The 20,840-nt window shown below is 37.6% G+C and carries 19 protein-coding genes and 2 pseudogenes; 12 read left to right on the top strand and 9 right to left on the bottom strand.

Annotation, left to right across the window (positions count from 1 at the left end; genetic code table 11):
* Nucleotides 1-752: 752 nt before the first annotated feature.
* A complete protein-coding gene (locus FTT84_RS13595; protein ID WP_180081461.1) occupies nucleotides 753-965 on the top strand; it encodes a hypothetical protein in 213 nt (70 codons plus the stop codon).
* 57 nt (nucleotides 966-1,022) lie between these two features.
* Here the strand turns inward: FTT84_RS13595 and FTT84_RS13590 are convergent, their stop codons facing one another.
* From FTT84_RS13590 to FTT84_RS13575, 4 genes are all read right to left on the bottom strand, one after another.
* Nucleotides 1,023-1,316 carry a hypothetical protein gene (locus FTT84_RS13590; RefSeq protein ID WP_180081462.1) on the bottom strand — a complete coding sequence of 98 codons (294 nt, stop codon included), beginning with the start codon at nucleotides 1,314-1,316 and terminating at the stop codon, nucleotides 1,023-1,025.
* Nucleotides 1,317-1,470: 154 nt separating this feature from the next.
* Complete coding sequence (locus tag FTT84_RS13585; RefSeq protein WP_067764101.1) at nucleotides 1,471-1,827, bottom strand: hypothetical protein; 357 nt, start codon at nucleotides 1,825-1,827, stop codon at nucleotides 1,471-1,473.
* 219 nt (nucleotides 1,828-2,046) lie between these two features.
* On the bottom strand, nucleotides 2,047-2,763 hold the full coding sequence (locus FTT84_RS13580; protein WP_180081463.1) for a hypothetical protein: 717 nt from the start codon (nucleotides 2,761-2,763) through the stop codon (nucleotides 2,047-2,049).
* An 87-nt stretch (nucleotides 2,764-2,850) separates the two neighbouring features.
* Entirely contained in the window at nucleotides 2,851-3,549 is a 699-nt protein-coding gene (locus FTT84_RS13575; protein ID WP_180081478.1) for a putative quorum-sensing-regulated virulence factor, read from the bottom strand.
* A 733-nt stretch (nucleotides 3,550-4,282) separates the two neighbouring features.
* On the opposite strand from FTT84_RS13575, the pseudogene FTT84_RS13565 reads away from it, so the two are divergent.
* From FTT84_RS13565 to FTT84_RS13545, 5 genes and pseudogenes are all read left to right on the top strand, one after another.
* Nucleotides 4,283-5,543 (top strand): annotated as a pseudogene (locus FTT84_RS13565) (alpha/beta fold hydrolase).
* Between the two features lie 154 nt (nucleotides 5,544-5,697).
* Complete coding sequence (glyA, locus tag FTT84_RS13560) at nucleotides 5,698-6,954, top strand: serine hydroxymethyltransferase (protein ID WP_067764092.1); 1,257 nt, start codon at nucleotides 5,698-5,700, stop codon at nucleotides 6,952-6,954.
* A 162-nt stretch (nucleotides 6,955-7,116) separates the two neighbouring features.
* Entirely contained in the window at nucleotides 7,117-7,521 is a 405-nt protein-coding gene (gene rnk, locus FTT84_RS13555) for a nucleoside diphosphate kinase regulator (protein ID WP_067764089.1), read from the top strand.
* Between the two features lie 231 nt (nucleotides 7,522-7,752).
* Nucleotides 7,753-8,715 carry a TauD/TfdA family dioxygenase gene (locus FTT84_RS13550; protein WP_180081465.1) on the top strand — a complete coding sequence of 321 codons (963 nt, stop codon included), beginning with the start codon at nucleotides 7,753-7,755 and terminating at the stop codon, nucleotides 8,713-8,715.
* 115 nt (nucleotides 8,716-8,830) lie between these two features.
* Entirely contained in the window at nucleotides 8,831-9,532 is a 702-nt protein-coding gene (locus FTT84_RS13545) for a Crp/Fnr family transcriptional regulator (protein WP_180058236.1), read from the top strand.
* 57 nt (nucleotides 9,533-9,589) lie between these two features.
* Here FTT84_RS13545 and FTT84_RS13540 read toward each other — a convergent pair.
* Nucleotides 9,590-10,079 (bottom strand): annotated as a pseudogene (locus FTT84_RS13540) (TIGR00645 family protein).
* Between the two features lie 341 nt (nucleotides 10,080-10,420).
* Here FTT84_RS13540 and FTT84_RS13535 point away from each other — a divergent pair.
* From FTT84_RS13535 to FTT84_RS13525, 3 genes are read left to right on the top strand one after another with little or no spacing between them, the layout of a single operon-like run.
* Complete coding sequence (locus tag FTT84_RS13535; RefSeq protein WP_180058235.1) at nucleotides 10,421-11,212, top strand: tellurium resistance protein; 792 nt, start codon at nucleotides 10,421-10,423, stop codon at nucleotides 11,210-11,212.
* A 16-nt stretch (nucleotides 11,213-11,228) separates the two neighbouring features.
* Nucleotides 11,229-12,365 carry a toxic anion resistance protein gene (locus FTT84_RS13530; RefSeq protein ID WP_067764071.1) on the top strand — a complete coding sequence of 379 codons (1,137 nt, stop codon included), beginning with the start codon at nucleotides 11,229-11,231 and terminating at the stop codon, nucleotides 12,363-12,365.
* Nucleotides 12,366-12,403: 38 nt separating this feature from the next.
* Nucleotides 12,404-13,324, top strand: coding sequence for a hypothetical protein (locus FTT84_RS13525; protein WP_180081466.1), 921 nt, complete (start codon nucleotides 12,404-12,406; stop codon nucleotides 13,322-13,324).
* Nucleotides 13,325-13,444: 120 nt separating this feature from the next.
* On the opposite strand, the gene FTT84_RS13520 is transcribed toward FTT84_RS13525, so the two are convergent.
* The gene (locus FTT84_RS13520; RefSeq protein ID WP_180081468.1) at nucleotides 13,445-14,053 is read right to left on the bottom strand and encodes a DsbA family protein; all 609 of its coding nucleotides are present in this window, start codon (nucleotides 14,051-14,053) and stop codon (nucleotides 13,445-13,447) included.
* A 422-nt stretch (nucleotides 14,054-14,475) separates the two neighbouring features.
* Here FTT84_RS13520 and ahpF point away from each other — a divergent pair, with 422 nt between their 5' ends.
* A complete protein-coding gene (gene ahpF, locus FTT84_RS13515) occupies nucleotides 14,476-16,041 on the top strand; it encodes an alkyl hydroperoxide reductase subunit F (RefSeq protein ID WP_180081470.1) in 1,566 nt (521 codons plus the stop codon).
* Between the two features lie 318 nt (nucleotides 16,042-16,359).
* On the opposite strand, the gene FTT84_RS13510 is transcribed toward ahpF, so the two are convergent.
* The 3 genes from FTT84_RS13510 to FTT84_RS13500 all read right to left on the bottom strand — a co-directional run bounded on the left by FTT84_RS13510 (nucleotide 16,360) and on the right by FTT84_RS13500 (nucleotide 18,528).
* The gene (locus FTT84_RS13510; RefSeq protein WP_180058866.1) at nucleotides 16,360-16,614 is read right to left on the bottom strand and encodes a YfhL family 4Fe-4S dicluster ferredoxin; all 255 of its coding nucleotides are present in this window, start codon (nucleotides 16,612-16,614) and stop codon (nucleotides 16,360-16,362) included.
* Between the two features lie 9 nt (nucleotides 16,615-16,623).
* Complete coding sequence (gene yegQ / locus FTT84_RS13505) at nucleotides 16,624-18,030, bottom strand: tRNA 5-hydroxyuridine modification protein YegQ (RefSeq protein WP_180058867.1); 1,407 nt, start codon at nucleotides 18,028-18,030, stop codon at nucleotides 16,624-16,626.
* 81 nt (nucleotides 18,031-18,111) lie between these two features.
* The gene (locus FTT84_RS13500) at nucleotides 18,112-18,528 is read right to left on the bottom strand and encodes a Cd(II)/Pb(II)-responsive transcriptional regulator (protein WP_180081472.1); all 417 of its coding nucleotides are present in this window, start codon (nucleotides 18,526-18,528) and stop codon (nucleotides 18,112-18,114) included.
* Between the two features lie 62 nt (nucleotides 18,529-18,590).
* Between FTT84_RS13500 and FTT84_RS13495 the strand changes: the two genes are divergently transcribed.
* Nucleotides 18,591-19,226 (top strand): cation transporter, encoded by a 636-nt coding sequence (locus FTT84_RS13495; protein WP_180081474.1) that lies wholly within the window; start codon nucleotides 18,591-18,593, stop codon nucleotides 19,224-19,226.
* 391 nt (nucleotides 19,227-19,617) lie between these two features.
* Nucleotides 19,618-20,178 (top strand): TetR/AcrR family transcriptional regulator, encoded by a 561-nt coding sequence (locus FTT84_RS13490; RefSeq protein WP_180081476.1) that lies wholly within the window; start codon nucleotides 19,618-19,620, stop codon nucleotides 20,176-20,178.
* The last annotated feature ends 662 nt before the right edge of the window (nucleotides 20,179-20,840 follow it).

Raw genomic sequence — 20,840 nt, 5'->3', positions numbered from 1 at the left:
GAGATCCATGCACGTGTAGCAGTTCTTAACAGATTTACGGAATTAGGTCGACCACTTACCCAAGTTACGCCTTAAATTTGGCTCAATTAGGGGCGCTTTGCATTTCAAATCTTTGTGCAACAAAGCCCGTGTGAACGTATTTTAAAAGCGCGGAAAGAACGCGGTATTTTCCCTGGTTAATAGACAGATTGAGCAGATTAATGTTTTTAATTAAGCTTAACGTTAAGCCAAATTTAGCAATGATGTTTTGAAAACATGGACTTAAGTTTGGCAGTTGAAGTTTTAATTAACGTTCATTTGAACCGAACATATTTTCTGCTTATTCAAAGATCAATGCAATTGTATTTTATTTGATCAATTGTTTTGAAGTGTTAGCAAGACTTGGCAAGATACTAGAAAGTGCTATATTTAAATCACGGTAGGTCATAAAACGACGCTACCAATAAGTTGGACGGATCAATGACAGCTCGTTGAGTTTCGTAATATTTTAAACTTAAGATATTGCAGACAAGAAATCAGCACTAGCCTTCCAACATAGAGCCCGCAGAGATGCGGGCTTTTTAATGCCTTAAATTTATGTATTCGTGGTTTTTTGTCAAACAATATAAATATGATTAGTCTATCTATTTGATATATAATTACTAATGTAAATTAACTTTACATTGCCAAGAAATCTAACATTTTAAAAGCAGAATTTGCTTAATGGTGTGGTATAAAAAATTCAATTATTAAAAGAAGTAGAGTATATAGCAATGAAACAGATGATCGATGTGAAAGTGAAAGATCAATTTAGCCAAGTTTATAATGCGCAAGCGATGGTACGTGGAAAGGATGCTGATGATTCACGTGCAATATTTCATCGTATTGAACATATTGTTGTTGCTGGTGAAATTATATTGCCAAGTATTGAATTACTATTTGAAAGTCAAAATTCGGACAATATTTATCGTCTACTCGAAGCCTAATCAATGGAAAGAAAAAAACTCACATGGTTGTGAGTTTTTTCATGCCTAAAATTTGGTTTATGCAGTTTTTGCTTCTTTAAATTGATTTAAGACATAGGACAAAAGCTGATAGCGAATCATAGGGTTGCTTTTAGCAAGCTCAACATCTTCACTGCGAATAACAATAGATTGAGTGAGTATGCCACCTACATAGCGATCAACCACTTTGCGATCCTTTGATAAATCGTCATCACTCAGTACGAGTTTTGGACCAAGATGTATGCGGCCAATTGCCTCAAAACATTCTTCTAAACTGTTATATAAGTTAAAAATGATGAGGGCCTGGTCATTAGAATAATTTGCTAAATTCATTTTTATTATCCATATTGAAAATTATTATGCAGCGCTATGATAAGGGATAACGCTGCGTAATTTCTGTATGAAATATTTTTCAATTAATCTAAGACAATAAAAAAGTGTATAAGTATTTGAGTTATATCGCTTCAAATTTTTTAGTTGGATAAAATTAACGTGGCTGAAGTTTCAGTATGACATCATAACGATCAAATTCAGAAATGATCGTTTGAATAACCATCTGTGATTCTTCTGCCTGAGCAGGGAAAATGACTTCTTGATTGGTTTGACTGTTGAAGCATTCAACTTGTTCAATCAGCCAAATATTTTCTTCGGCTGTATTATGAATAACCACTTTTCGGGGTTGTAATTCATCACTGATTTGACGTGGCATGACGTTAGTTATAGCTAATTGAACATCGGGCATGGCTTCACGTGGGCTTAGAAAGGTAAAAATCCAATTGCCGACTTTGCTAAGTTGCATTGGGTTATCAAAAGAATCAAATTCTAAACCGTACTGTTGTGTCATATGAAAGCTCGAGTTTATTAAACTAAACAACGCATTCTTGCGATATTCGGCAGCCCAAGGACATTAGGAGAAAGTCTTATACTTTATAGGGAATGGCAGCATGGTTTATGTATTTTTAATGCAAGATATTGAATTTAATAAAAATGTATATTTTATTGTTAATCTATCCTCACTTCATTAATTTGTTTTTTGAATCAGAAGTGAGTAATTCGATCTAAATCAGGCGGCAGTTTGTAAATGATTTAGACTGTAATTGACCTGCTGCAAAGCGTGGCGGAGTAATTTGGGTTGAATGTGAGATTCATTCAGCAAAGTTGTCCATTGCATTTGACAGGATTTAAGCTGTGATATCTCTTCAGTATTTTGAATTGAAATCACCAACTTTTTGGCCATCAAACCACAATATTGATGCAGTAAGTTGCACATATAAAGTTGTAATGTTTCAAAATCTTGCTCTATAAAAACTAAATTTTCAGAAACTAACTCTTTATGAAAGCTTTTATGATGATCCTCGAAAGTAGGTAAAGACGTACTTTGCTGAGGTGTATTTGAAGGTATATCGTGCGTGTTCTGATTAGAGTCGAAACTATGATTTAGATTGTGCTTTGATGCTAAGTGACTTGAATTGAGTGCTGGAAAAGCTTCGAGATGATTCTCGGATTGTGCAGTTGTTTGGGTAATATTTGAATCATTTGAAAAGAGGATGGTTTGTTCATCAGATACATGTGCAATATCACCACAGTATTGAATTAAATCCAGTTCCACTAATTGTTGTAACAGTGAGGCTTCAGCAATTCGTTGCTGATGATGTGATTGCATTTGATTAAAGTCGTCCGAACCAATCAACAACAAAAGCCGACGCTGACGAGCATTGAGTGCAATACTACGATCTTTTAAAACTTTAAAACCAAGCTCAGTTTTTTGATAATTAAACATGCCTTAATTCCATTAAGAAAAGAATTAAGGCAAGCCTATTGCTTGAAAATTACAATAAGATGAAGAAATTGTTAAATAATCAAAGTCTTATAAAGTGACTATTGCAGCTTTTTCTAAAGCTTTGCGTAAATAAGGGTCGAGTTCATCTTGACGCATAAGCCACTGAACATAGTCTGAAGGTAAGTCTGCAATAGCTGTACCACGATGTTTACCGAAATTGATTGTGCGTGGAATACGTGCATCTTCAGACGCGGCATATAATTCTTCAATGCTGTTAATTTTTAAATGGTGCACGATATGCATCAAAATATTAGCCGTTAAAATAATATCCATATCGGCACGGTGCGCTTTACGAATCATTTCACGGGCTTTTTCACTACCTTTCGTTATCATATAGATTAAAGCAGAAATATTATGCGCTTCTGCATCGGGCCAAACCAAACGGGCAAGGGCAAGTGTACAAATAGCTTTAATATTGGTGCTATCGACACCACATTTTTCTAATGCCCGTATATCGTAATCAATATTGTGACCGATGATATATATGGTTTCACTTGGGAGTTCGAAACTGCTGTAGTGGGGTTGACCTACAAGTTCTGATTCTAAAATATGGTGGACAGCCATTGCTGCATAAGAAATGGGTTCATCACAACTATAAAGTTGGTCAAAAATCTTAGACTTATCTAGGGTAATTTTTGCATCAGCAACTTGCACAGGTGCATAGGCAATCTCGATGGGTTGACCATTTAGGGTATGGGTTTCTGTGTCGAGAATAATGGCTTGCATGTCCAGTTCCGCAGTGTTGGATGAATAAAAATGAATGTACATGATCACACACAGACTGACAAACCAATGCCATGATTTTTTGTCGCGAAATTATCAAGATGGCTGCATATTGACTAAATAATCTTCTTTTAATGCGTCTACTGAAATTACACCTTTATACAGGTGTAATGGAATTCCATTTTCAATACCGATTTTAAAATTTTATCTGTATCAAGTTATTCTAAAATCACATATGGAATATAGTCGCTATCTAACACAATAAAGCGTTATTGTTTAATGGAAATCTCATAATTAACAAAGATCTGTTTCAATAGGTGTAAAAATTAGGCGTTTTTATTGCGTGTCAATTGATTGAATTCGCGAATCCATTCACTGGTTGAATGATGATGCCTTGAGTATTTATTTTTGTTGATATGTCTTTGCTGCGGGCAAACTTTTATAAATGACTTTTGCAGTTTGCGTATTCGTTTTCATACCAAAGACAAAATAACCTAAGACCAAACCTAGAAGAAAGAAAATTAACATGGCTTACATACATATTCCCCCAAATCTAGATTGTTAGAAAAATGTAAATTTAGAATTTAAAATATAAATTAAATCAGGTGGTTATTAAGATCGAGCTCCTCAAAAATGAATAGAGTGATCAATGGTGATAAAACCACTTGAACGTATTGAAATTCCATGAGATTAATCAATAGGGATGACTTTAAAACAACAAATAGAGGGAACAAGGATGATGAACCAACTTAAGTTAACGGTATTGGTCAGTAGTACACTTTTCTTGGTTGCGTGTGGAGGAAGCGACGATGATTCGTCATTTATTAGCGATGATGGGATACCAAAAAATAATATAGCTGCACCTGTTGTAAAAACTCAGGTCTATATTGATGCAAATGCCAATGCTAATGCCGTTTTGGATACGGTGAGTGTCAATAAAACATTGATGACTTAATAAAATGCTTGGCGTAAATGGTACTGAAACTCAAGCTACAGCTTTACTCTTTACGCCTAAAGGTACCAAACCGACAGGTGGGTGGCCCATTGTGGCGTGGGCGCATGGTACTACAGGTGTTGCTGATGCCTGTGCACCAAGCCAACAAGGCTTAAAAGGTAATGAATATTTTATTTCAAAACTTTTAGCAGCAGGTTATGCGGTAGTTGCCCCTGACTATGAAGGTTTAGGTGAACCGAGTGGTAAAGAGTTACATCCATTCTTAAATTTAAAAAGTGAAGCATTTTCCATTACCGATGCGGTGGTTGCTGCGAGTAAAAACTTAGGTAACACCACTGAAAAACGGTGGTCCGTCGTAGGACATTCACAGGGTGGGCAAGCTGCCTTGGGAGCTGCGCAATATGCTTCACGTGCACAGTTGAGCTATAAGGGCGCAGTGGCTGTAGCACCAGCCTCTAATTTGGCTTTAATTCTCAGTGGAGGTGAACAAAAAGCCGCAGCTGAAACCGATCCGATTAAGAAAATTAATATTCTTGCGCCGCTTGATACCTTTACATCGCTAATTACAGCAGGTTTAAGAAATTCAACACCAACGTTGCAATATAGTGAAGTGTTTGTCCCACCAACAGACCAGCTCGCTGCTCAAGCTGAAAGTGTATGTTATGACGTGTTAGGGCAAACCTTAGGTGGGGCAATGGGTGCTTATGTACAAAAGAATGGAAAATTAGATGGCTACCCACGAACGCAAACTAATTTTATGACCAATATTAAAGTGGTTAAACAATTCTTAGAGCAAGACTCTCAGCCGCTGCTCAAAAAATTGAGTACACCAATTTTCATTTATCAAGGCAGTAATGACACAACAGTACCAAAAGCAGCAACGGATGTATTGATACAGCTAGCCACAAGTAAAGGAACTAAAATTAATTATGTGACGGACACAGACAATGCAATCACGCCAAAATGGGATCATGCGACGGTTTATACCGCGAATTGGGATGAAATTATCTTAGATGTAAAATCTCTTATGCCAATTCAATAATTTGATTTGAACAGAATGCCTATCTTTCGGATGAAGATAGGCATTTTTTATTTAAATTTAGCAAAACTACCCGCTCTCATTTTCAAAACTTCATGCTACAATACGCGCCAATCTTAGCACGGCTTAAAAGCCCTAATTTAATAGGACCTCGCTAATGTTTGCCAATATCTCAATTGCTGAATTTGACCCAGAAATCGCGCAAGCAATCACCAAGGAAGATGCTCGCCAAGAAGCGCACATCGAATTGATTGCTTCTGAAAACTATTGCTCACCAGCAGTAATGGAAGCGCAAGGATCAAAACTCACTAACAAATATGCAGAAGGCTACCCAGGCAAACGCTACTATGGCGGTTGTGAATATGTAGACGTTATTGAACAATTGGCAATTGACCGTGCTAAAGAACTTTTTGGTGCTGATTACGCTAACGTTCAACCACATGCAGGTTCTCAAGCGAACTCTGCTGTTTACCTAGCACTTCTTAACCCTGGCGATACAGTTTTGGGTATGAGCTTAGCGCACGGCGGTCACTTGACTCACGGTGCAAAAGTTAGCTTCTCTGGTAAAACATATAACGCAATTCAGTACGGTTTGAACCCAGAAACTGGTGAAATCGATTACGAAGAAGTTGAACGTTTAGCTGAAGAACACAAGCCACGTATGATCGTTGCTGGTTTCTCTGCTTACAGCCAAATTGTTGACTGGCAGCGTTTCCGTGACATCGCGGACAAAGTTGGCGCTTACCTATTTGTAGATATGGCTCACGTTGCAGGTCTAGTTGCTGCTGGCGTATACCCAAGCCCAGTTCAAATTGCTGACGTAACAACAACAACGACTCATAAAACACTTCGTGGCCCACGTTCAGGTTTAATCCTTGCGAAAGCAAACGAAGAGATTGAGAAAAAATTACAATCAGCTGTATTCCCAGGTAACCAAGGTGGTCCTTTGGTTCACGCTGTAGCTGCTAAAGCAATTTGCTTTAAAGAAGCAATGGCACCTGAATACAAAACTTACCAACAACAAGTGGTTAAGAATGCTAAAGCAATGGCTGAAGTTCTAATCGCTCGTGGTTATGACGTAGTATCTGGTGGTACTGAAAACCACTTGTTCTTATTGTCTTTAATCAAACAAGGCGATATCACTGGTAAAGAAGCTGATGCATGGTTAGGTGCTGCGCACATTACTGTGAACAAAAACTCTGTACCAAATGATCCACGTTCACCATTTGTGACTTCTGGTATCCGTATCGGTACACCAGCTGTGACAACTCGTGGTTTCGGCGAAGCTGAAGTACGTGACCTTGCTGGTTGGATCGCTGATATTCTTGATGCAAAAGGCGATCAAGCAGTGATTGATGCTGTTAAGGCAAAAGTAGAGGTTGTTTGCGCTAAATTCCCTGTTTACGCAAAATAATCTAACTTGAGAAAAGCCCCCTCAAGGGGGCTTTTTTTATATTTGAATGAAAGTAAGTCGTTATCTAATTTTTTATATTTCTGATATAAAAGAATGAGTGATTACAACAAGATCTTCCCATCATTAGCGTTTTTGATGCATAAGCAAAAAGGAATTGGATAGATGAATAAACCGAGTATTATTGTTTCAGAACAAGATCTCCATCGCCTAGAAACCATGTTGGAGCATCAATCAAAATTAACGCCAACAATGGAACATCTCGAAGATGAGCTTGCCCGTGCAGAAGTGGTTGCACCGCAAGATGTACCCACCAATGTGGTCAGCATGAACGCTAAAGTGTTAATTACCATTGCGCCATCGATTGAACCTACAGAAATTACGTTGGTGTATCCGCATGACTTTCGTGGTGATAAAGGGCAGGTGAATGTCCTTGCTCCGGTCGGTGCGGCAATCCTTGGCCTGGCAGAAGGTCAAGAGATTGAATGGCCACAACCCGATGGTCATATTATGAAAGTGAAAATTGAAAGAGTGCTCTATCAACCTGAGCGCGAAGGCGACTATTTATAATTTCCGTTCGCCTGTTTATTTATATATTTCAAAGCCATCAAACTTGATGGCTTTTTTGTTTTAAAGCAAAAACTGTAGGTAAAATTGCTAAGCAAAATAATTAAAAACAATAGCAGTTTAACTCTGAATAACTGTCAACCATTTGACAGTCTGAAAAGGTGTAAGTCGGCATAGTGGAACCAACAACAAATACGTTGCTTTACATTATTTTAAAAGATCAGGAATACCGACATGACACAATTACAAGCGCAAACATATAATCCAAATTATCAATATCAACATATTGAAGTAAAACCTGTAACAGGCCGCATTGGTGCAGAAATCACAGGGATCAAACTTTCGGGGGATTTGAACCAAGACGTCGTCGCAGAGTTCAATCATGCATTATTAAAATATAAAGTAGTCTTTGTTCGTGGGCAGCAGCATTTGACTGACCTTGAGCAAGAAGCCTTTGCACGCTTATTGGGTACGCCATTAAATCATCCAAGTGTTCCGCTTAAAGATGGCACAGCACATACTTTATCTATTGATTCGCGTGGTGGGCGTGCTGACTCGTGGCATACCGACATTACCTTTTTACCGAATTATCCCAAAGCCACCATTTTACGTAATTTAATTGCACCATCAAATGGTGGCGATACGGTCTGGGCAAATACGACCACAGCTTACGAAGATTTAAGCCCTGAATTGCAAAAACTCGCAGAACAGCTACGTGCAGTACATAGTAATAGCTATGATTATGCTAAGCCGAAGGGTGAATATAATGAAGAAGGCCGTCATTTATTCCGTACTGCTGTGGAGATTGAAACAGAGTATCCATTAGTACGTGTACATCCAGAAACTGGGGAAAAGACCTTGGTACTTGGACATTTCTTTAAACGCTTTTCTGGTTATAGTCCAACCCAATCACGTCGATTGTTTGATTTATTTCAAGAGCAAATTGTGCAATGGGAAAATATAGTACGCTGGCGCTGGGCGGAGGGTGATGTGGCAATTTGGGATAACCGTGCCACGCAGCACCGTGCGATTAATGACTATGGTGATGAACTTCGTGTGGCAACGCGTGTCACTATTGAAGGTGATGTCCCTGTAGATGTAAATGGTCAGCCAAGTACTGTTCTAAAAAATGTGACGAACCAAGATATTTCAAACCTACGGTCTGAAGAAGGTCGTATTTATGAAAAAGCATCATAAATATGAACGCTAAATAACAGCACCTAAGTGTATAAACATAGTTAAAAATAATAGTTCTTTCCCTTTAATTCCATGCCTAATATTCAAATGTATTAGGCATTTTTTTGGGAATCTTGTGATTGACCTACGATTATCAGCAAGACAAAAATTAGAAAATATACTCGCTGACGATCAAGTCTTTCGGGGACTGAGCCTTGCTGCAAAGCAAAATATTTTGCAACACGCTCAATTTAGCCGTCATCATGCGCATCAACAAATTTTGCAGCAACATCAATGCATAAATGATGTTTATATTTTACTGTCTGGGACTTTGCAAGTCGGATGGTTACAAGCCGATGGCGAGTTGATCGTGAATGATTTTATTCGCATACAATCGGTTTTTAACCTTGTATCGGTATTGCAACAGCAAGCGTTGAATTTTGATTATTTCGCCGCAGAGCATGTTGAATTAGCAATTATACCCAGTGAGCTTTTTTTTCAACTTTTGAAAAATGAACCAGAGGCCATGTGGCATATCATCCAACTCTTGAGTCGTCGCATGTATGCGATGTTTGAACAAAACCGTTATTTGCGTACTGCCAGTCTTACTCAACGAATCGCTAGGCATATTATTAAGTTATATGAACAATATGGATATCAAGCGCAGATTCCGTTTAAGTTAAGTCAGCAAGAATTTGCCGAGTTATTCAATATATCGCGTCAGACGTTGAATAAACACTTGCAACTTTTTGTGCAACAGCAGATTGTGGATTGGAGCTATAGCCAAATTCGAATTCTAGATTTAGATAAACTCAAACAGATGAGTGTATTGCATTAATTAAATGAAATTAGACAATGAAAAAAAGCCATCAAACATAGATGGCTTTTTTGCGTATTAGTGCTTACTGATTTTATTTAGATAGCCCATCATAAAGGCTGAAAAGACGAAAGTCAGATGCATGATGATGTACCACATGATTTTGTCATTTGGGATATTTTTGGCATCCATAAACACCCGAAGTAAGTGGATAGAGGAAATTGCCACAATGGAAGCAGCAACTTTTAGTTTGAGTGAATTGGCGTCCATCGTGCCAAGCCAATTTAGGCGGTCTTTACCTTCCGTAATTTTCAGTTGTGAGACAAAGTTTTCATAACCTGAAAACATCACCATGACAATTAAACCGCCTACCATGGTCATATCCACCAAGGAAAGAATCACTAAAATTAGATCTGCTTCGGTGTATTCCAGTATATGCGGTAACACATGAAATACTTCTTGGAAGAATTTAATTGCTAATAACAGTAGGGCAAAAGATAAGCCAAAATAGACTGGAGCTAAAAATCCAGCGGGCTGCATACATTGTATTATGGAAAAAACGTTCCATTCGTCACTCAAAAATTATGATTATATTGCTGTTGATCATAAAATATTCTGAGTTGGTTTTACGATCATTTTTTATCACAAATTATGCAAAGTCATAGGTTTAACATAATTAGTGCTATTTAATTTAGTAGTTCATTTTTTTCTTAAGTTTGTACTCATCTTTGTGCCGCATCATGTGTATACATTGGAAGTGGTTTAAAATCTTGCGAGCTATCACGTAAACATAAATCTTGGTGCATAGTGAGTTGGCATTTTGAAATTGCTTAATTTTTTGCAAAATACTACAAGACTTTTATTGCAAAACTTGTAGTATAAAAATGATTTTATTGAGTTTAATCTGCTATGTCACAAATTGATGTATTGGTACCTATAAAGGAAATTGCTGTTGACCGTACAGAAGTATTGTCAATTAAGCGCAATGACCTTGTGCCTTTACTCAGCGATCAGTATCGGTTAAATCATTATGCCGATCAGTTGATTCAGGCACAGGCTGTGTTATTGGATGGTGTCGACCCAATATTGACACAACAACTCAGTCAAACCATTGAACAATTGATTCAGGCTTTGGCCGACTCAAAAAAATATCTGAAAAACCGAAAATTTAATGCCTTGCAAAAGTGGTTAGGCATTGATTTGGAATATGGTTCAGGGCAGGTGGAGTACTATAAAAATCTGGATCAGCTATTAGACCGTGCCAATCATTTGAGCCAAAAGTTACAGTTAGAAATTCAAAAGTCGCAATCTCGTTTGAATCAATTACAAGGCTTACGCGAACAAATGGCGCGCTATATTGTCGCTGCCGAAGAGTTTCTTGTTGAATATCCGCAGTTTGTAAAAAAACAGCATCCACTGGATAATTTTGCAGAGCGATTGTCCAAGAAAATAAATACCTTACAAACCTTACAGGCGAGTAATGATATTGCAATTACACAAATGCAGCTTTCACAGCAATTATCTTTTAGCTTGCTTGACCGTTTTAAAGAAGCGCAACAAGTGTTAATTCCGGCTTGGCAATATCATGTCAAACAAAGTCGGCAAAGCAACTCGACAAGTAGCTTGGAAAAGCTAGATAATAGCCGTGAAAATTTGATTAAAACTTTAAAAAAATCATTAGAGAATTCCTCTAAGTCTTAGAAATATAAGGTGAGTTATGACCGATTTTGATGCCAAGAATTTACCCGTTGAAGCAACAACAGAATTGACTGAACAAAAGTTTCAGCAGCTCAATTTGCAAGAGATTGGCTTGCAAGCTTCTGACTTTAATGAAGTGATTGCTGCTCGTAAAGAATTGGCAGATTTAAGTCATAACAGTGTGGCTGAGTATGGTAAAAATATTGCCACCAAAACATCGACTTATACCGATGAGTTATTAAATCTTGTACAGAACAAAGATCTTGATGCCACAGGGCAAAAACTCAATCAGGTGGTGCAAGTCGCGCAGCAGTTAAATACCAATAGTATTTTAAGCAAGTCTAAAAGTTCAGGTTTTTTTGGCGGCTTGTTGAGTAAATTTAAAGGCGCGAAACAAAGTTTTGATCAACACTTTAACAGCACCAAAGAACAGATCGATAGCTTAGTGAAGGAAATTGAAACTTCACAAAGTGGTTTGAAGGCACGTGTGAATACCTTGGATAAAATGTTTGAAGGTGTTCAAGATGAATATAAACAACTTGGTGTTTATATTGCAGCAGGGAAACTGAAAGAACAGGACATTCAACAGGAAATTGCGACCTTAACTACTCAAGAACAAGATCAAGCGACGACACAAAAAGTCTATGACCTGAATCATTTGGCGAATAATCTAGAAAAACGCATTAGTGACTTGCAGATATTACAGCAGTCAGCGATGCAGACTTTGCCAATGATTCGTATTATTCAATCCAACAATTTAATGTTAGTCGATAAGTTTTATGCGATTAAAAACATTACTTTGCCTGCATGGAAAAACCAAATTAGTTTGGCAATTTCCCTACAAGAACAAAAGAACAGTGTGCAATTGGCCAATAGCATTGATGATGCGACCAATGACCTGTTAAAGCGTAATGCTGACTTGTTGCACCAGAACTCTGTGGATACTGCGAAAGCTAACCAACGTTCCGTGATTGATATTGAAACCCTTGAACATGTTCAAAATACCCTCATTAAAACTGTTAATGATGTGATTCAAATTCAGAAAGAAGGGGTGCAGAAACGTGAAGAAGCAACTACACGTATTCGTGCATTGCAAAATAATCTGAATCATTTAGTAATTGAATCAAGCACCAGTGGTTCCAATCCTTCTTCATAAATATGAGGGAGGTTCATTAGAGCTCAAGGAGAATATATTTGCCTCCCATTGATGAATATGCACTAAACCCGCAGCAACTCAATGCGGGTTTAAAAACCATTAAGCAGCGGCAACGTAATTTGGTGCTGTTGTCTTTGACCAGTTTTTCATTATTGATTGTGTCGGTTGTTGGTTTGTTTATCCAACAAGATATGGTTTATAGCTTTTTTGGTATAAGCCAAACGGTTCAGCAGTTGCATGTTCCTGTAAGTGCCGGCGAGGTTGCCAGTCATTTAGGTCATCAGTTTGATTATTTTGTTAATTTTCTATCCTTTATGGGCTGGTTATTCTTAAAATTACTTGTGTCTTTTATTGGAGCATTCTTTTTAGTGGGATGCTTAAAGAAATTCCAATTTTTTAGAATCCGCTTTCAATCTTTTGTACTGAAGTTTGTTGGTTGGTTATTGTCTTTTATTCTGCTGTGGTCAGGTTTGACTTATGTGCAGTATGACTTGAAAGATAATGATCAAGCCGCGTATCAAAAATGGGTTCAGTACGATAAAAATATTCAAGACAGTCGTTTAGCGCAAGAACTGAAAGAGGCGGAAGTGGCGACTACAGTTCAGGCTTATTTATATGCTCAAGCGGCTTTGTTACATAAGCCCGTAGATCGTGCGACAGCGATCCCTTATGTGCAGAGTTTAATTAATTCAGAACAGCAAAATCCTGCGAAGTTTCGTGAATATGGATTTCAACCTGAACAGCTCTGGACCATGCAGAATCAGCTTTTTGCCAAGACCATGACACCAATGGCGCAGAGTGTCGAAACTCAGGTTAGTCAAGCCAATATTATTGATAGCGTTGTGCGTTGGATTCTAATTGGACTTATTGCGTTAACATTGGTTTTAAGTAGCATTCTTTATCTTTTGGCGCAGCAATTTAAGTCAAGAATTGCACGTATCGAACAGGGAATAAATTGATTTAATCAACTCTCTGCCATTGGGATTTAAGAAAATGATCTTATAAGAAAGCCCCCAGACTGTATTCAGTATGGGGGCTTTCTTATTACCTTTTATTTACGTGCTCATGCTAGATTTTAATTAACTCGCACGCAGTAACATTTGTCTTAACTCTTGAGTAGAAAATGTTTGGTCATTTATCACACCATCGACAATGTAGTATGGAATAGGGTGCTTACCTAAAGATTTAACATATTTAGTCAATTCGTGTTGGTAATCTGCAATCTCTTTATGTTGAATAGAGCGCAGAACTTTAGTGCCATCTAAGTCAATACCTTCAATAATATCTTTTAAGATTCGAACATCAGCAATGTCTTTACCATGAGCAAAAAGGGCATGGAATAGCGCTTGGGTAAGAGCATATTGGTCGAGTGTATTATCGAGTGCGAGTATGGCTTGGTGCGCAAGCTGACTATTCGGCATACGCTTCATATGTTCAATATTGACAATTATATCTTCGCTATACGCTGCAAATTTGATCATTTCTAACTTACGATTTGCTGCGACTGAGCCATATTTTTCTGTTAGATATTTGAGCACATCTAAACCCTGCTCAGGTATTTCAGGCACGATTTGAATTGGCAATAATTCCACACGTGTTGCTGTATGTTCATTCCAGTTTTGCTTCAATTTTTGAAATGCGACATAACTCATGGGATAAACAATATCAAAGACAAATTCAATTTTCATATTTGCGCTCACTGCGTACTTTTTGCTGTTTTAATCGATTTTCACTACTGATTCTTTAGCTTTTTTGAGGGATAAGTCGTTTTTTGATACGGCTATTCACTTCACCTTTCTATCGATTTAATGCGGATTTTCTGAATTGAAACTTAAAACTTTATATGTGTTTTGTAAGGCTATTTGCATTAAAAATATGAAAGGAGTTTTCAGCATATAAATAATAAAATGTGGGGCTTATCACATTATTTTCTGTTCTTATGCTATGTGTTAATGTTAGAATAATTAGATAGTATTCTGATTTAGAAAGATATTTCTGCTATTGATTGGTAAAACCGATCATTTTTATAAAAACAAACCGTTTCACCTATTTAATGGTTTGTTCTATGATTCTCTCATCAAATAAATTTACTCCTTTGGAGACGTTAGCAATGTTAGATCAAAATACTTCTGCTCAATTAAAAACCTTACTTGAACGCCTTGAAGGCCCGATTGAAATCGTCGCAACTTTAAACGGTACAGACAAGTCTGACAAAATTAAAGAACTGGTAACTGAAGTTGCTGCTTTGTCTAACCTTGTTACTGCTCGTTTCGATGGCGATAACAGCCGTGCACCAAGTTTTGGTATTGCAAAAGCAGGTGAAACACCACGTGTATTCTTCGCCGGTCTACCGATGGGCCACGAGTTCACATCTTTGATTCTAGCTTTGCTACAAACTTCAGGTTATGCACCAAAAGTGTCTGATGAAGTTCTTGCTTCTATTAAAGGCTTAGGTCTTAAAGCTGATTTTGATGTATTTGTATCACTCAGCTGCCATAACTGTCCTGACGTAGTTCAAGCACTAAACTTGATCGCAATTTACAACCCTGGCACAACTGCAACCATGATTGATGGTGCATTCTTCCAAGACGAAGTCGAAGAACGCAAAATCATGGCCGTACCAATGGTATTCCAAGACGATGAACACATTGGTCAAGGTCGTATGACTTTGGAAGAAATCATTGCCAAATTAGACACCAACTCTGCTGCAAAAGATGCTGAAAAACTCAATGCGAAAGATGCCTTTGATGTGTTGGTGATTGGTGGTGGCCCTGCGGGTAATACCTCAGCAATCTATGCTGCACGTAAAGGGATCAAGACCGGTATCGTGGCTGAACGCATGGGCGGTCAGGTGATGGATACCATGGACATCGAAAACTTTACATCGATTCAAAAAACACAAGGCCCTAAGTTTGCTGCTGAAATGGAAGCACATGTACGTGAGTACGGTGTGGATATCATGAACTTGCAACGTGTATCGAACATTAAAGGTGCTGATGAAACTGCCAACGGTTTAGTTGAAGTGACTTTAGAAAACGGTGCAAAACTTGAATCTAAAACAGTGATTCTTTCTACCGGAGCACGCTGGAGAGAAATGAATGTTCCAGGTGAACAAGAATACCGTACTCGTGGTGTAGCTTACTGCCCACACTGTGATGGTCCATTGTTCAAAGGTAAACGTGTTGCGGTCATTGGCGGTGGTAACTCGGGCGTAGAAGCTGCAATTGACCTTGCTGGTATTGTTGAGCATGTGACTTTGGTTGAGTTTGATACCAAACTTCGTGCTGACCAAGTGCTTCAAGACAAATTAAATAGCTTGCCAAACACCACTGTGATCATGAATGCATTGTCTACAGAAGTGGTGGGTGATGGTTCACAAGTGACTGCTTTGAAATACAAAGACCGTGCAACTGATGAAATCAAAACTGTTGAATTGGCTGGGATCTTCGTACAAATCGGTTTGTTACCAAACACTGACTTCTTAAAAGAAACAGCTGTGGAACTATCAAACCGTGGTGAGATCGTGATTAACGAGCGCAACGAAACCAATGTGAAAGGTGTATTTGCTGCGGGTGACTGTACAACAGTACCTTACAAACAAATCATCATTGCGACAGGTGAAGGCGCGAAAGCATCACTTTCAGCATTCGATTACATTATTCGTTCAGGTCAATAATGAAAGAAAAGGTCAGTGTGTTCCTCATACACACTGACCTAATATTGAGATAAGTTTTTATTATCATTTTTGAATATTGTTGTTCTCAATATTCTCGTTTTACAGGAACTTTGGACGCTAACATCCAAGTTCCTTTTTTTTGTCTGCAAAAAAAGAACCAAAATGTCCCCACACATTTTGATCCTATTCGTTGCCCAACTTTTTTTGTTTTACAACCTTATTGTTATACTTTCCCCAAGGTTGTCTTTTTAATATCTGTAATACTGAATGCAATATAAGCCACCAGTATTCAAGCGACTTCATTTGCTATCTCAGCATTTAAGATTTGAACAAATTCAAACCTTTAAATTTTTCCATCAATTGTTCTTGGTTTTCCACGTGATCTGGATGAGGAATAATGCACTCAATTGGACAAACGGAAACACAAGTTTGATGCTCGTAGAAGCCCACACATTCCGTGCAGCGATCTACATCAATTTCATAGACCTTTGTGCCTTCATAAATCGCATCATTTGGGCACTCGGGTAGACACATATCACAGTTGATACATTTATCCGTAATCAACAAAGCCATAATTGCAACTTAAGCCTGATAAGCCAAAGACAATGCAGAAATATCTGCCGTCGAATTTGGTAAGTTTCGAATCAGTAGAGCAAATGCTATATCGACATCGGCAGGAACGGGAATATCCACAATGTGACCAGAGCCTTTGGCATCTTCAATCAAGTTACCTTTTTTGTCTTTAATTTCAGTTAGTGTAAAAGTGATATTGCCCGATGTGGTCATCAGTTCTAAGGAATCGCCAACTACAAAACGGTTTTTCACATCAATTTTAATGTAGTCGCCATTACGCTCTAAAACTTCGCCACAGAACTGTTGATGATCAAAGCGTGAAGAACCAGTTTCATAGTTTTGATATTCGCTGTGTACATGACGGCGCAAGAAACCTTCGGTATAGCCGCGGTTCGCAAGTCCTTCAAGTTGTGACATCAGTGATGGGTCAAAGGCTTTGCCTGTAAGGGCATCATCAATCGCTTTACGATAAATTTGCGCAGTACGGGCACAGTAGAAGTAGGATTTAGTTCGACCTTCAATTTTTAGAGAATGAATGCCCATTTTCGCTAAACGATCGACATGCTGGACGGCACGTAAATCTTTAGAGTTCATAAAGTAAGTACCATGTTCGTCTTCTTCAGCTGCAAACATGTCTTCTTCATTGCGTTGTAATAAAACCGGCTCGCCAAATTGGTGTTGTTCTAAGGCGTGTTGCTCATCGGCATCTTTATTTTCACAGCATTTACTTTCTTTGAATGCGTCCTCAACTTGAGTGACAGGAATTACATCACCAGTTTCGTCTTCTGCTGCATCGTGAATTTTATAGTCCCAACGGCATGCATTGGTACATGCACCTTGGTTCGCATCACGTTTATTCATATAGCCTGAAAGTAAGCAACGACCGGAATAAGCCATGCACAATGCGCCGTGTACGAAAACTTCAATTTCCATATCAGGCACATTCTGCTTAATTTCTTCAATTTCTTCGATGGAAAGTTCACGTGACAAAATGACACGTGTTAGCCCCATATTTTTCCAAAACTTCACCGTAGCCCAGTTCACTGCATTGGCTTGAACAGATAAGTGTATAGCCACTTCAGGGAAGTTCTCACGCACCATCATAATCAAACCAGGGTCTGACATAATCAGGGCATCTGGATTCATGGCAACTACAGGTTCAAGGTCACGAATGAAATTTTTAAGTTTGGAATTATGCGGTTGGATATTGACCACTACATAGAATTTTTTGCCTAAGGCATGGGCTTCAGTAATACCAATTTTTAAATTGTCATGGTCAAAAGCATTATTACGAACACGTAAGCTATAACGTGGCTGACCTGCATAAACCGCATCGGCACCATAGGCAAAAGCATAGCGCATGTTTTTCAGTGAGCCGGCAGGAGAGAGGAGTTCAGTTACGTGTTGAATAGTCATGTCTTTAAAGGCATACAAAAATTACGCCTTTTATTTTAGCCATCTAAAAAAAGGATTCAACCTAGTAAAACAGTTGGGATTTCAAGATGTTCCATTTTCTAGCTGCTTTAAAATTTGGCAGCTATCTACACGAGAAGTTTCATTACAGGCGGCACGAAGCTGTTTTAATTGCTTTTTGAAATTTTGTAATTCTTTAATTTTTTCAGAAACTTGAATAATATGCTGATCAATTAATTGATTGACCATTTGACAGCTTTGCGCAGGCTGTTGTTCTAATTCAAGCAGGCTTTTAATTTCATTGAGGGAAATATCGAGGTCACGACAACGTTTAATAAAAATCAGCCGTTTGAGCGTTTCTTCATCATAGTAACGATAATTATTTTCTGCACGAAAACTCGGCTTCAGCAGCTTTTTCTTTTCATAAAACCGAATTGTATCGCTGCTCAGACCAGTTAGTTGAGCCAATTCTTTAATCAAAAAATATTTTGTAGTAGACATACTTGACCTTGGAGTTACTCCATAGTTTTAAATGATCATAATACAAACAGTGGAATTGGAAAATGGCCTGTACTTGTAGTCATGAACCTGCACCGAAAAAGCCAGACAGCAAATTTAGAACAGCTTTGTGGATAGCTCTAGTCATCAACTTTGTGATGTTTTTGGTGGAACTCGTTGGTGGCATGTATGCACATTCTTCTGCGCTCTGGGCAGACGCACTCGACTTTTTTGGTGATGCGGTTAACTATGGTGTATCACTCGCAGTATTAGGTGCAAGTTTATATTGGCGTGCATCGGTTGCTTTTGCAAAAGGTTTAGTCATGGCACTATTTGGCTTCGTTGTCATTGCAAAAGTGATATATGCCTATGTACAAGGCATACCTCCTGAAGCAATCACAATGGGTACAATAGGTATACTAGCCTTAATTGCAAATATTGTTTGCGCAGTATTTTTATATGCATTTCGTGACGGTGATTCAAATATGAAGTCTGTTTGGTTATGCAGTCGCAATGATGTTATCGGTAATGCGGCAGTGATATTTGCAGCAATAGGCGTATTTGGAACAGGAAGTATGCTACCTGATATTATTGTTGCATTTATTATGGCAGTACTGGGGTTAACTGGCGGCTATCAAGTAATGAAAAAAGCTCAGCAAGAACGAGTGCAAAGTGCTGAACAGAAAACCAGCTGTTCATAGCCATTTAGCAAAAATATTTTATGTCGAGCAATGCACGTTTTTAATCTTTTTATGAGAAATAAGTTTATGAACCGGCATTTTATTTTTAATAAATTTTACGTATTTTAATCAAGTCATTATATTTGTTTTGACGCTCAAATTATTTTTTATAATTTATAAATATTAATGGTTTAGTTGCTAATTTGATGTGAAAAACAATTTAAATGAACTAGCTTTTAATAATTATATTTTTAGTATTAGATGATTTGGAAAAAAGTGGCTCAGCTGTTTTAAGGTTCATGGTTGGTTTTAAGCTATAATGCACGGCCATAGAGGATGTAAATTCTATACGTACACTGTGCTTATGAGCCAATGGCTTAATTTTTTAAAGTTTGGCACTTCAGGTAAAAAAATGTCAAAGAAACAAGACATCATTCACACTGCACTGAAACTGTTTAACACCTATAGCTATAACTCTATTGGTATTGATCGGATTATCAGTGAATCTGGTGTTGCAAAAATGACGTTTTATAAATATTTCCCATCCAAAGCTAAATTAATTGAAGAATGTCTCGTGACCCGAAATCTTAATTTACAGGAGTCACTTGATGCTGCAATTGCTCAATGTGATCCAAAAGATTATTTATCTCATATTAAAACAATATTTGCTTGGTACGATGCATGGTTTCGATCAGCAGATTTTAATGGATGCATGTTTCAAAAAGCAGTAGAAGAAATTTCAAAGGTTTATCCTTCTTCTTTACAACCTGCAATTGATTATAAAGAATGGTTAAAGTCTAAACTAAGTTATGCACTTCGACGTGTAGGCATACAACAACCCGATCAGCTTGCGGCATTTTTATCGAGTATTTTAGATGGTATGACCATTCAAGCGCAGATTGATCCAAATCAAGTAAATTTGGATGATTATTGGAAACGGGTCTACACACTCATTCAATTAGAATTGGCATGAGCATTACAATGCTTAATTAGAAGGATTGAACGACACTCGAATTTCTTTAGGCTTGATTGAGCAGTGAAGAAGTTAAGTTATAACGTGCTTAAAAAATAAAAAAGCGCGGTTATTCTAGGAATAACCGCGCTTTGCTGATAATGGTGTGCTACAAATCATTGACTATGTTAGCGGCAGTGAATGATTTGTATTTTGAACGCTTTAGACGTCTTCTTTTATTTATTTTTACCCTCTGAATGCATCGTGTCATTCGGTTTTTCAGCAAAATAGACAGACCTGTCTTTTTGATCTAGATTATAGGGGATTAAAATTGTAAAACAATATAGCAATGATTTATTTTTAATCATCCTGTTTAAATTAACTTATTATTTTTTAAGTGTTATTTAGGGGAGTTAAATTCATTATCTTATTTGTGTAGTTTTTCTAATGAGTTTTTTGAATTTTTAGTAACATGCTTGAGACTTCGTTTTACATATCTAAACATCTTTGATGTTTCCTATGATTAAATAAAGTCTATTTTTTGATTAAAATAATGGGTGGTGTATCAAAAAGTATGCTAAAAAAAAGCAGGTTGAATTTTGATAAAATAGAGAAATGCAAATAACTCTAGAAATCAAATGTCCAACCTGCCTCAGTGACAGTATAAAGAAAAATGGCATCAA

This window comes from Acinetobacter sp. YH01019 (assembly GCF_013420285.1).
In the GTDB taxonomy this organism is placed as follows: Bacteria; Pseudomonadota; Gammaproteobacteria; order Pseudomonadales; family Moraxellaceae; genus Acinetobacter; species Acinetobacter gandensis.
This window is presented reverse-complemented; position numbering and strand designations above follow the sequence as displayed.